Origin of the sequence: Streptococcus pseudopneumoniae (assembly GCF_001076775.1) — a bacterium.
GTDB lineage: Bacteria > Bacillota > Bacilli > Lactobacillales > Streptococcaceae > Streptococcus > Streptococcus pseudopneumoniae_G.
The window spans coordinates 17,542-29,263 of record NZ_JVGV01000024.1 but is presented as its reverse complement, the minus strand read 5'-3'; the positions used below and the strand labels follow the sequence as shown (position 1 = coordinate 29,263).

The window sequence follows — 11,722 nt, the reverse complement described above, 5'->3', positions numbered from 1 at the left end:
ATTTCTATTCTTCTCCTTTTTCTAAAGAGTGTAAATCACTCTTCCATGTCTGGTGTTGGTAGGCCATTTCCCAAAACTTGGCTTCCATGTGAACACTAATGTGGAAGGCATCTAGCATTTTTTTCCTGTCTGTCTCATCACTTTCTCGATAGAGTTGATTAACCAGCGCTCCCTCCTCTCTGATCTGTTGCTCTAACTCATCCGTAATATAAGTTTCAATCCATTGTTGGTAGAGAGGATTTGGTGATGGTTTAAGATTAAGTGATTTGCCTATATCATGATATAGCCAAGGACAAGGCAGCAAACTTGCAAAGGCAATGCCTAAGTTTGGCTCTGCAAATTGACGATAAATATGAGAGATATAATGATAGCAGGTGGGAGCGATTGGATGTTGCTCCATTTCCTGATCGCTGATTTCCAATTCCTTGAAAAATTGTTGGCGGATAAATAACTCACCCTCCACTAGACTCTGAGCATTTTGTTTCAAGAGTCTTTTCATCTCTTGGTTTGAAGTCTTATCAGCCAAAAGGTGATAGGCTTCTGAGAAGGCCTTCAAATAGTAGGCATCCTGAATCAAGTAATAGCGAAAGATGGACAGGTCTAAATTTCCCTCTTGTAACTGTAAAATAAAGGGATGATGAAAAGAAGCCTGCCAAGCTTCCTTGGATAATTCCATCGCAATATCTGTAAATTCCATAATAACTCCTTTATAAAAATAGACTGGTTTGAAGCAATAAAAAGAACAGCAGGTAGATGAATATTGTCCTTTGAGGAATATAAAAAGTCCGATAGCGATTCTCCACCTGTGCATGTTCGTCATATCCATGCGCCGACAGGGCTCTCAGGTAAAGATGGCGCCACCTAAAGACTGTCATCAGAACCTTGCTGTAAATCAAGGGCGACCAAAAATGTAGTTCTTGACCACGTAATAGGCAAGCTTCCTTGAGGGACTTGATTTCTTGCTGAATAAGGGGAAAGGAATTGAATACCACAATCAAGGCATAGGCCCAAGAGCGTGATAACCCCTTTTGGGCCAAGTACAAGAGAAGCTCTTTTAGGGAAATAGAGGAAACAAAGACAAGACCAATACAAACGGTCACAAAGGCCCTCGTTCCAAGCATGACTGCCTGCGAAGCATCCCCATGTAACTGAACTGCCCAATAGTTGGCCAAAGATGGCAAAATGGCAAGCAGAATCATCCAAGCCAACATCTTAAATCGACGGTAATAGAGCATAAAGAGAATACAAAATGCGACTACCGAAAGATTCAGAGCAATCGAAGGAATGAAAGATGTTTCCAAGGATAAAATCAGCAAGAAGAGACTGATAATCGGTGTCTGGGTTGCTACTTTTATCATACTATCTTACCTCCCCTTGAATATTGCTACTCTGAGATGTGAGTGGTTTGGTAATTGTCACTTCTTTCACATGACTGAGACCCTGACTAGTCATCTCAATCCAATAATCAACCACAGAGATCAAGGGATCTAAACGATGGCTAATGATCAGAAAACTTCTTCCTTGATTTCTCTCCTCCACAATCCACTGACAAAAATAATGGCAAGCTCTATCATCCAAACCTGCAAAAGGTTCATCTAGCAAGATCACAGAAGCCTTACTGGTCAAGATGGTCAAGAGCTGAAGAATCTTTTGCTGGCCACCACTTAATTGATAGGGACTCTTATCAAGAGCCTGCTCCAGATCAAAATATTGTAAAGCTTGGAAAATTCGCTGATTTCTTTCAGAATCAGGTCCATCTAATTGAAGCTCTTCTCGCAGACTGGCTCTGATAAACTGCTTCTCAGCTTCCTGAACAACACCCGTCAGGTCACGGTACAAACTCTTTTTCTTTTTCAGGACTGTCCCCTTCCAGGTAATGCGCCCCTTATACTTTTGAAATTGAAGAATAGACCGAAAGAGGGTTGATTTCCCGACACCATTATCACCCAAAATACAGGAGATTCCTTGGTAGAATGTAAAATTCACAATCGAAAAGAGGGGACGCTTATCCAGCTCACAAGTCGTTCGGTCCATATGGAATAGTTCTGGGCTAGAAGCAACTTCCTTTGAAACAGCCTGTGTCATCTCAGAGGTAGGGATTTGAAACACTTCCCTTAGTTGTCCATCTCTTAGCTCTACCATATGGTCGATATAGGCTTCATAGTCCGTTAAATCATGGTCGCACAAAATAACTATCTTCCCATCAGAGACCAACTCTTTTAGAATCTCCAATATCTCTATCCTACTCTTACGATCAATGGAAGCGAAGGGCTCATCCAAGAGATAGACCCTAGGATTCATAGCAAAGAGAACAGCCAAAGCAGCCTTTTGCTTTTCCCCACCTGATAAGTGATGAATTGGACGGTGCAAAATCGCCTTGCAGCGACATTGCTGGACAACCTCTGCTATTTTAGAATCAATTTCCTGAACGGGATGCCCAATATTTTCCAAGGTAAAAATCAGCTCCTCAAACAAGTTCTCCATGGTAAATTGATGATTGGGATTTTGAAAGAGAATACCAACCGTCTGGACACGTTCGATGATAGAAAGCTGACTGACCTCGCTCCCATTTATCAGGACTTGACCGCTATAGGGAAGAGAACTGACTTGGGCAATCATTTGAAAGAGACTAGATTTTCCTGAACCACTGCTCCCAACTAACAAGGTAAAGGCTTGCACATGAAAAGTAAAATCAAGCGACTCAGAGAAGATTGGGGACTGAATCGCTCGTAGTTCCAGACCCATCTATGCCTTGCCCCCAGCTGCAAACTGATGATAAAGTTTGACAATGGCACGAACCAAGATAGTACAGAAGAAAAAGACAGAAATAAAGCGCACCACAAGCAAGGAAAGGACAAAAGGAAGGGAGAAGGCGTAGTAACCTAACTTAATGTACTCATAGACAAAGCTAACAAGCGTAATCCCAATACTATTGGCAGTTAGAGAGAGCCAACTTTCATAGCGATTCTTGGTTACGATAAAACCAAGTTCACTTCCCAAACCTTGAACCAAGCCAGACAAAAGGGCACCTAGACCGAATTGGCTACCATAAAGGACTTCAGCAAGTGCAGCTAGCACTTCTCCAATCGTTGCACTTCCGACTCTTGGAACAAAGATGGCAGCAATAGGCGCAGCCATACACCAGAGACCAAAGAGGATTTCATTGGCAAAGGCCTGTAAACCAAGAGGTGCTAAAATCAGAGTGAGGATATCAAACAGATAGCCAGATCCTACAAAAACGCCACCAAAAAAGATAGACAAGAAAGCAAGTAAGATAACATCTTTTAATTGCCATTTTTTCAACATAAAAAACTCCTTTTTTAAAGAAAAGTGGGGTATTCAAGGTGAGCTACCTAAATGCTTTGTATCATCTTCATCCAGTTTCGTAAAAGAAAAAACTCTAATTACAGATAGGAATTAGAGTTCAGCTTACAAGATTAGATGGTTAGTTTCTATAAATACAAAACCATTTCACATTTCCCTTCGCCAGTCTTAACTGTATCAGGTTCAATGGGTATCATCTCAGCCTAAAGCACCCCAAATGTCTTTATTATTTAATTATATAAATATTATAACAAACGATTTATTCTAGTTCAAGAAATTGAACTGGGAAACACACTCTTGCACTCACAAAGATAGCAAGTCTTTCTTTTGCAAAAACCAAATGTCTTGTTTGATAGATTAGCTATTTAAACTAAATCTGGACATATCTTTTTAGAAAAGGAAAACTTCCACTTACTTAGAATCCAAGGATAGATACCTATTGTTCACTCATTTCTCGAACAGTTTTTTCTATATTTTTTGCATACGATATTGCTGAAATGATTGAAACACCGTCAACATTGGTCTTCATAATGTCTTTAATATGTTTCGTCTGTATCCCACCAATTGCAACTAAGGGCATTTGTGGCAATAGTGTCCGCATCAATTTAAGACCTTCATAACCTATAGCACCACCAGCATCATCCTTTGACTGGGTATCAAATACAGGACCAACACCGACATAATCTACATATTCAACTTTTGATTGTTGAAATTCTTCCTCGTTTTTTATAGAAAGACCAATTATTTTATCTGGCATCAATTTTCTAATTTCATCAACTCCAAGGTCATCTTGTCCTACATGTACGCCATCAGCGTCAATTTCCATTGCCAAATCAATATCATCATTAACAATAAACGGAACATTGTATTTTTTACAAAGATCCTGTAGTTTTATTGCTAATTCGACTTTTTCTATACCTTCCAGGGCTCCCTCCCCTTTTTCACGAAATTGAAATAAGGTTATACCACCTTTTAAGGCTTCCTCAACGACCGTATATAGATCTTTACCTTGGCAAGTAGTCGTTCCACAAATAAAATATAGTTTTAGTAATTCTTTATGAAACATCTTACTTCACTCTTTTGAATTCCTTTACATCTTCATCTGTAATCTCATATAAGGCATTTATAAATTCAACTTTAAATGTTCCAGGAAGATGCCCATTTGGACGTTTTTCTGCCATTTCTCCAGCGATATTGTAAACCAACATTGCTGTTTCTAATGATTTCAATTCTTGACCTTTTTCAAGTCCGATAAAGCTTGCTACTACAGCACCTAATAAACATCCTGTCCCAATAACTTTTGGCATCATGGCACTACCATTATGAATCGTTACCACTTCTCCATTTACCGCAATAGCATCCACTTCACCTGTTACTATTATAGGAATATTGAACTTCTCATTTGCTGCTAGAGCAATTTCATCAATATTATCTACGCCCGCACTATCTACTCCTTTAGATGCCACATTTATCCCTACTAAAGAAGCAATCTCGCCAGCATTTCCCCTAATCGCTGCTAGTTTATAATTGTTGATTAGATTATCTGCTACTTTTTTTCTATATTCTCCTGCTCCACAAGCTACAGGATCTAAAACTGCTGGGACATTATATTTCTCTGCAATTTTCAGAGCAGCTTGGTATAACTTCCAATTTTCATCTGTCAATGTTCCTATGTTTATTAATAAACCTCCAGCATACTTTAATAAGTCCTCTAAATCTGCTGGAAACTCACTCATGGCTGGTGATGCACCTAGTGCTACTAATCCATTTGCTGTGAAATTTTTTACTACATCATTGGTTATGCAAATGACCAAAGGTGCTTTTTCTTTTAATAATTTTAAACTTGTCATATTGAAATTCTTCCTTCTCACTTTATACGATCTACTGATTTCGATTTATCTCTATCTTTCGTTAAGAAATTTTTTTCATTTACCATTTACATTGAATGATTTACCTCATCAAATTTGTAAATATCCTAAACCTTCTCTAGGCGTCATAGCCAATATCAAAAAAGGCTAATTCTAAAGCAACCGCTTGATTCCAACGTTCCTGAAGTTCTTTCAAATCTTCTCGACCTTTCCCGAAACGATTGAGTTCGTCAACCAGAAATTGAACCCACTCTGCAAAGAAAGGACCTCTGTGGAGATTGATCCATTCCGAATGAATATAGGCTTCAGGTAGAGCCAAATCTTTAGAACCCCAGTCTAAATAGAGACCTTCTGCAATGACTAGCATGACCAAAAGATGAGCATAGTCTGCTGATGACACAGCAGAATACATAAGCTGCTGAAAGGTTTTTGTTACAGAATGCAAGGTCACTTCCAGATAATCATTCTCAGATACTTTTAACTCTTTGAAAGCCTTTTGGAAATAACCGTCTTCATCTGCCTCAAGAAAGCCTAGTTGCTTTGCAAAACGAAGCTTGGATTCAAGCTGGTCTGCGTGGGCTACGCAAGCACCCAGCATGGATAAGAAGGCATCAAAGAAGTGATAATCTTGAATCAGGTATTCTTTTAAGACCTTATTCTCAATTGTCCCCGCAAAAAGTTCCTTAACAAAACGATGATTGATTGCAGCTTGCCAATCTTTCTGACCGCTTTTTAATAATTCTCCAACAATCAAACCTGGCTCAAATGCATAGTCTTGTGTTTCCATATTTACTTTTCCTCTCTTTACTCGTTCGTAATCGACAAAACATCAAGAAAATCCTAGTTTTACTTGACCTTTTTAAAGAAAATCAAGGGCGTTCAAGAAGAGCTACCTAAATGCTTTGTATCACCTTCATCCAGCTTATATAAACAAAAAACTCCAATTACAATCAAGAATTAGAGTTTAGCTTACAAGATTAGATCGTTCATTTCGCCATACGAAAAAACGTTTCACATTTCCCTTCGCCAGTCTTAACTGTATCAGGTTCAATGGGTATCATCTCAGCTTAAAGCACCCCAAATGTCTTTATTATTTAATTACTGAACCAGTATAGCAAAAAATGAAAGCCCTAGCAAGATATTTGACTGAAAAATATATTTATATAGATTTCAATGGTGATTTATTCTTCCTATAGACGAAGAAAAACCTCCACATCAAGTGGAGGCAAGCTATTTTATCAATACAATTTTAAGTCACGAGGGTCAACTGGGAAGGTTGGATTGTATGGGTTGTGACGGAGTTTGAAGTGTTTGACATCTTCAATAGTCTGAGTTCCAGACAATTGCATGACTGTCTTCAATTCCGCATTCAAGTGTTCAAAGACTTGACGCACACCAACACTACCACCGAGAGCCAAGCCATAGATGACCGGGCGACCAATAGCTACCAAGTCTGCTCCTGAAGCCAAGGCTTTAAAGACGTGTTGACCACGACGAATACCTGAGTCAAAGACGATTGGTACGCGTTTGTCAACTGCTTCTGCTACTTCTTGAAGTGAATCAAAGGCAGCTGGCCCACCGTCGATTTGACGACCGCCGTGGTTGGTTACCCAGATACCAGAAGCACCTGCAGCAAGCGAACGTTCAACGTCCTCACGGCATTGTGGTCCCTTGACATAAACAGGAAGTCCTGAGTATTCAGCGATAAATTCTACATCACGTGGAGACAAGCGTTGTTTAGCTGATTTGTAAACAAAGTCCATTGATTTACCAGCACCTTCTGGCAGGTATTCTTCAACAATCGGCATGCCAACTGGGAAGACAAAACCATTACGTTTGTCCACCTCACGATTGCCCCCTACAGTCGCATCTGCCGTCAAGACAATCGCTTTATAACCTTCAGCCTTCACACGGTCCATGATGTGGCGGTTGATTCCATCATCTTTACTAAAGTAAAATTGGAACCAATGAGGTGTCCCTTGAAGGGCTTCCGTAATTTCTGGAAGATCTACAGTAGAGTAAGAGCTAGTTGTGTAAAGAGAACCAAACTCATGCACACCACGCGCAGTCGCCACTTCACCCTGTTCATTTGCCAATTTATGAGCTGCAACAGGCGCCATAATGATTGGTGAAGACAATTTTTCACCTGCAAATTCAATCTCTGTACTTGGATTTTCAACATCACAAAGTGTATGAGGAACGATGAGTTTGTGGTTAAAGGCACGAATATTCTCACGCAAAGTGAAAGTATCTTCTGCCCCACTAGCGATATAGCCAAAGGCTGCTTTAGGAATAACTTGTTGCGCCATTGGCTCCAAATCATAGGTATTGATGAAATCTACATGACCTTCTGCATTGCTTGTTTTGTATGACATAAAATGCCCTCCTTAATAAGTAAGCGTTTACTTTGTATATTACAAAAATATCATAACTCTTTTTTCAAAACTTTTCAAATATTTTGTTTGGAAATTTCATACTTACAATCATTTTACAGAGATAATTAAAAATGATAAACTTTCTTAAGTTATGGAAATTCAAATAATCTTTTCATTTTCTATTCTAAAAAACAAAATCAGGTAATCCTAGTGACTACCTGATTTTTTATGTCTTAAGCATTTTGCCAATTTTCTTGGTCTTCTTTAAATCGTTTTAGAAGGTCGAGGCCTTCTGGTGTGATATAGCCTTCTTCTTGGGCTAGATGGATGAGTTCACTGTAGTTAGAAAGCGTCACAAGTTTGACACCTGCATCTGCAAAGTTTTTGTCTGCTTTTGGCAATTGGTAACTGAAAATTGCTACTACACCAAGCACATCTGCTCCTTCTCGCTTTGCTGCTGCTACTGCTTCAAGAACAGAACCACCTGTTGAAATAAGATCTTCAACCACTACCATTTTTTGACCCTGAGCTACGCGGCCTTCGATTTGGTTACCAGCTCCGTGGTCTTTTGGTTTACTACGGATATAGGCAAATGGCAAGTTCATCTTATCAGCAATGATAGCTCCGTGTGGAATCCCTGCTGTTGCAGTTCCTGCAATGACTTCTACCTCTGGAAAGGCTTCTTTAATAGCTTCCACAAAGCCATTTTCAATTAAGGTACGAGTTTCTGGATAGGCTAGTGTCACACGATTATCAGTGTAAATCGGTGACCTGATACCAGATGCCCAAGTGAAAGGCTCCTCTGGTTTAAGGTAAACGGCTTGAATTTTCAAGAGGTGGCTAGCGATATCTTTAGCAAGTGTCATGATCTTCTCCTTTTATTTTTATAATCTATTTTTTAATTCCAGTCCTGTGTCCATTCATCCTTGATGGCATGATAAGCTGCAACAGGATCCTCAGCTTGGGTAATGGGACGTCCCACTACGATATAGTCACTGCCTATTTGATAGGCATCTGCTGGCGTCATGACGCGTTTTTGATCTCCTACTGCAGCTCCCTGTGGACGAATGCCTGGTGTCAGACAGATAAAATCTGGTTTGGTAGCCTGCTTGATGACTTGCACTTCCTGAGCCGAGCAAACAACACCATCCAAGCCAGCTTCAGCTGTCTTCTTGGCATAGTGAATCACGGACTCTTGCAGGCTGGTTTGGATATTTTGAAACTCCTGCATCTGAGCTTCTGATGTTGAGGTCAGCTGTGTTACAGCAATCAACTTCGCTTGGTTTCCAAGACCTTCACGCGCAGCCTTCATCATCTCTACACCACCAGCCGCATGAACATTGGCCATATCCACACCAAGCTGAGACAAGACCTTCATGGCTGATTTAACTGTATTAGGAATATCATGCAGCTTGAGATCCAAAAAGACACTATGACCCTGATCTTTTAAGTAGGACACAATCTCAGGCCCTGTTGCGTAATAGAGCTCCATCCCTACCTTGAGATAAAGGCTTTCTTCTGCTGGAAAAAGAGCTAAGAATTCCTTGACTGCCTCAAAACTAGGAAAATCAAGAGCAATGACTGGACGATGTTCTCGCATAGGTTTCTCCTTTTACCTTTGCTAGTGAGAGAGTCTGGCCACAAGAAGCCACGAAAAAAGGAACCTGCCAACAGCAAGGTTCCACGAAAAATGGGTAGTCTCCACCCTTTCACCGTCTAACCTTAGCTGCCTCTCTGGACTGCTTTAAAGGTTTTTTACTATTCTATTATTTCTACTAGCACTTGTCAAGTAAAAACATAGCAACTAAAGAGCTATAGGAGAAAAGGTAAACCTAGCGACGCGATGAACGCTGACTTGTTTGGTTTCGATTGCTCTCTTCCTCCAATTTTTTCTTCTCTTCTTCCAATTTATTCTGCTGTTCTTCCAGCCTTTTCTTCTCTTCCTCTTTCTGTTTCTTCTCAGCTTCCTTAGCCTCTTGTTTGGCTTTTTCCTCAGCCTCCATAATTAATTTATCCGCCACAGTGTAGCTGTAAATTCCAGCTTCCATGTCAATCACACTCGGTTCTGACAATTGTGGCTTAATCTTACTGTAGTAAGGCAGTTTCTTGCTCATTTCAGAAAGGGGAACCAAGATTTCGTCCGAATCATTCATGGTCAATCGAATTAAATCTGATGTAACCTTGCTTGGGGCTAATTCCACCTTCTGGATAGCCGCCTTGAGTTCTGGACTAATTTGAGCAAGTTCTGACGTAAAGGCTTTGATTTGTTCGCTATTATTAAAGAGAACTGATATATAAGTTTCTGGCAGACTCACCAAACTTACCGCACTGGTCTCAAGCTGACCGCTTGAAAGGATTGGATAATGACTTTCTCCAGAAACATAGTAGGCCACAATATCATATTCCTTGACCTTGATAGTAAACTTGGTTGGAAATTGATAGACAAGCTGAGCTGATTCAACCCAATAGTTGGACTTGATCTGCTCTTCATATTTTGCCTTATCTAGCAGAAGGTTAATCGTATAATCCGAATCCTGAATGCCTGAAGCCTGTCGAATATCATCAGCTGTAGTTTGCACTGTTCCCTCAACACGAATATCCTTCATGGTCGCATAAGGACTAAGCAAATAAGCAGAGACAACCAATAAAATCAGACTGAGAAACAAAATCGAGATAGCCCGCCAGATATGAACTCCTGGAATTTTCGGTTTGACCGGTTTTTCCTTAACAGGCTTTTTCTCTGCCTTTTTATCCCGTTTATCCTCTTTCTCTGTCTTTTTAGACTTTGATTCTTCTTTGACTACTTCTTTTTTGACGTCTTCTGACTCTTCTACTTTTTCTTCAGCATCTTCCTTAGCTGATTTTGGGTCTTTTGGATCAGATTCACTCTCTTGGTCCTCGGTTGCATCTGACTTTTCAGATTTTGAAGCCATTCGAGCTTGTCTTTCCTTTTCCTTCTCCTCAGCTAGGGCTACTTCTTCCTCAGCCTTCTTTTTTAGATATTCTTGGTTTCGTTTCTGCCATTCTGATAACTCTTTAAATTCTTCGAGGATTTCTTTGCCCTCATTTTTCTTATCTTTTGACATTTACTTTCCTTATGATAAATCTTTTTTTAACAATTGATAAAAATCTGCTAGAGATTTCAATTCCTTAGAAGCCTTCATCTTGGCTTGATAGTCTTCCTTGTGGCTTAGTAAGTGAGAAAGCTTCTCTTCCAAACTGTCCAAGGTCAAATCGCTTTCTTGAAGGTCTTCTGCATAGCCTTTTTTTACAAAGTAGGCTGCGTTCTCAATCTGATCTCCACGACTAGCTTCACGACCAAGTGGCACAATAACATGCAATTTTGCCATGGCTAAGAGCTCAAAAATCGTATTGGCACCACCTCGTGTCACAACAATATCAGCCAATTCCATCAAGGGTTGATAGAGACTGGTCACATAGTCAACACGAAAGAGATTTTGGCTCAACTCATTCAGGCTAGAATCTCCAGTTAGATTGATAATATTGTAGCGCTCTGTCAGCTCTTTCTTATGGTCTGTCACCAATTGGTTAAAGACACGAGCACCTGCAGAACCACCGACAAACAATACAGTTGGCAATTTGGAATTAAAGTGGGTTTGGATATCCACCAATTCATCTGGTTCTGGAGTATTTTGGTCAGAAACCTTGGTCACTGCTCCCACATGCTCGACCTTAGACAAACTTGAAGCTTGTTCAAAGGTTGAATACATCTTCGTCGCAAATTTATAAGCGATTTTATTGGCCAAGCCCATAGACAGGTCAGATTCGTGAATAAAGACAGGTACTCCTGACACACGCGCAGCAATAACTGGCGGTACTGAGACAAAGCCTCCCTTTGAAAAAAGAGCCTGTGGACGAAGTCGCAACATGATAAAGAGAGATTGGACAATTCCCCAGCCAACTTTAAAGACGTCCAGCATATTTTGCCAAGAGAAATAACGACGTAATTTGCCAGTCGCAATGGAATGGAAGGTTACATCTAGACCCGATTTGAGGATTTCTTGGTGTTCGATGCCACGTTTATCTCCAATATAGTGGACTTCCCAGCCATCTTCGATGAACTTGGGCATTAACAAAAGGTTGAGGGTCACGTGTCCAACCGTCCCCCCACCTGTAAAGACAATTTTTTTCATA

12 protein-coding genes and 2 riboswitches are annotated in these 11,722 nt (G+C 40.2%); all 12 genes read right to left on the bottom strand.

Annotated features, from left to right (window positions below):
- Positions 1 to 4 precede the first annotated feature (4 nt).
- Positions 5 to 697, bottom strand: coding sequence for a thiaminase II (gene tenA, locus ADJ60_RS07270; RefSeq protein WP_049544382.1), 693 nt, complete (start codon positions 695 to 697; stop codon positions 5 to 7).
- 10 nt (positions 698 to 707) lie between these two features.
- Entirely contained in the window at positions 708 to 1,358 is a 651-nt protein-coding gene (locus ADJ60_RS07265; protein ID WP_049500161.1) for an energy-coupling factor transporter transmembrane component T, read from the bottom strand.
- Between the two features lies 1 nt (position 1,359).
- A complete protein-coding gene (locus ADJ60_RS07260; RefSeq protein WP_049544378.1) occupies positions 1,360 to 2,745 on the bottom strand; it encodes an ATP-binding cassette domain-containing protein in 1,386 nt (461 codons plus the stop codon).
- Complete coding sequence (locus ADJ60_RS07255; protein WP_000915275.1) at positions 2,746 to 3,306, bottom strand: ECF transporter S component; 561 nt, start codon at positions 3,304 to 3,306, stop codon at positions 2,746 to 2,748. It abuts the gene before it with no gap.
- A 155-nt stretch (positions 3,307 to 3,461) separates the two neighbouring features.
- A riboswitch (TPP riboswitch) is annotated at positions 3,462 to 3,550 on the bottom strand.
- A 210-nt stretch (positions 3,551 to 3,760) separates the two neighbouring features.
- Positions 3,761 to 4,390 carry a thiamine phosphate synthase gene (gene thiE, locus ADJ60_RS07250; RefSeq protein ID WP_049544377.1) on the bottom strand — a complete coding sequence of 210 codons (630 nt, stop codon included), beginning with the start codon at positions 4,388 to 4,390 and terminating at the stop codon, positions 3,761 to 3,763.
- A gap of 1 nt (position 4,391) precedes the next feature.
- Positions 4,392 to 5,174 (bottom strand): hydroxyethylthiazole kinase, encoded by a 783-nt coding sequence (thiM, locus tag ADJ60_RS07245; protein WP_049544375.1) that lies wholly within the window; start codon positions 5,172 to 5,174, stop codon positions 4,392 to 4,394.
- Between the two features lie 136 nt (positions 5,175 to 5,310).
- A complete protein-coding gene (locus ADJ60_RS07240; RefSeq protein ID WP_049544371.1) occupies positions 5,311 to 5,979 on the bottom strand; it encodes a TenA family protein in 669 nt (222 codons plus the stop codon).
- 214 nt (positions 5,980 to 6,193) lie between these two features.
- Positions 6,194 to 6,282: riboswitch (TPP riboswitch) on the bottom strand.
- 148 nt (positions 6,283 to 6,430) lie between these two features.
- Positions 6,431 to 7,567, bottom strand: coding sequence for an L-lactate oxidase (gene lctO, locus ADJ60_RS07235; protein WP_000120714.1), 1,137 nt, complete (start codon positions 7,565 to 7,567; stop codon positions 6,431 to 6,433).
- Between the two features lie 233 nt (positions 7,568 to 7,800).
- Positions 7,801 to 8,433 (bottom strand): orotate phosphoribosyltransferase, encoded by a 633-nt coding sequence (pyrE, locus tag ADJ60_RS07230; RefSeq protein ID WP_004256185.1) that lies wholly within the window; start codon positions 8,431 to 8,433, stop codon positions 7,801 to 7,803.
- 32 nt (positions 8,434 to 8,465) lie between these two features.
- Entirely contained in the window at positions 8,466 to 9,167 is a 702-nt protein-coding gene (gene pyrF, locus ADJ60_RS07225; protein WP_049544368.1) for an orotidine-5'-phosphate decarboxylase, read from the bottom strand.
- A 232-nt stretch (positions 9,168 to 9,399) separates the two neighbouring features.
- Entirely contained in the window at positions 9,400 to 10,653 is a 1,254-nt protein-coding gene (locus ADJ60_RS07220) for a cell division protein FtsQ/DivIB (RefSeq protein ID WP_049544365.1), read from the bottom strand.
- Positions 10,654 to 10,662: 9 nt separating this feature from the next.
- Positions 10,663 to 11,721 carry a UDP-N-acetylglucosamine--N-acetylmuramyl-(pentapeptide) pyrophosphoryl-undecaprenol N-acetylglucosamine transferase gene (locus ADJ60_RS07215; RefSeq protein WP_023947267.1) on the bottom strand — a complete coding sequence of 353 codons (1,059 nt, stop codon included), beginning with the start codon at positions 11,719 to 11,721 and terminating at the stop codon, positions 10,663 to 10,665.
- Position 11,722: the final 1 nt, after the last annotated feature.

Bases quoted from the DNA above. Each gene is read 5' to 3' on its own strand.
- tenA (WP_049544382.1), bottom strand. From the start codon at position 697: ATGGAATTTACAGATATTGCGATGGAATTATCCAAGGAAGCTTGGCAG.
- ADJ60_RS07265 (WP_049500161.1), bottom strand. From the start codon at position 1,358: ATGATAAAAGTAGCAACCCAGACACCGATTATCAGTCTCTTCTTGCTG.
- ADJ60_RS07260 (WP_049544378.1), bottom strand. From the start codon at position 2,745: ATGGGTCTGGAACTACGAGCGATTCAGTCCCCAATCTTCTCTGAGTCG.
- ADJ60_RS07255 (WP_000915275.1), bottom strand. From the start codon at position 3,306: ATGTTGAAAAAATGGCAATTAAAAGATGTTATCTTACTTGCTTTCTTG.
- thiE (WP_049544377.1), bottom strand. From the start codon at position 4,390: ATGTTTCATAAAGAATTACTAAAACTATATTTTATTTGTGGAACGACT.
- thiM (WP_049544375.1), bottom strand. From the start codon at position 5,174: ATGACAAGTTTAAAATTATTAAAAGAAAAAGCACCTTTGGTCATTTGC.
- ADJ60_RS07240 (WP_049544371.1), bottom strand. From the start codon at position 5,979: ATGGAAACACAAGACTATGCATTTGAGCCAGGTTTGATTGTTGGAGAA.
- lctO (WP_000120714.1), bottom strand. From the start codon at position 7,567: ATGTCATACAAAACAAGCAATGCAGAAGGTCATGTAGATTTCATCAAT.
- pyrE (WP_004256185.1), bottom strand. From the start codon at position 8,433: ATGACACTTGCTAAAGATATCGCTAGCCACCTCTTGAAAATTCAAGCC.
- pyrF (WP_049544368.1), bottom strand. From the start codon at position 9,167: ATGCGAGAACATCGTCCAGTCATTGCTCTTGATTTTCCTAGTTTTGAG.
- ADJ60_RS07220 (WP_049544365.1), bottom strand. From the start codon at position 10,653: ATGTCAAAAGATAAGAAAAATGAGGGCAAAGAAATCCTCGAAGAATTT.
- ADJ60_RS07215 (WP_023947267.1), bottom strand. From the start codon at position 11,721: ATGAAAAAAATTGTCTTTACAGGTGGGGGGACGGTTGGACACGTGACC.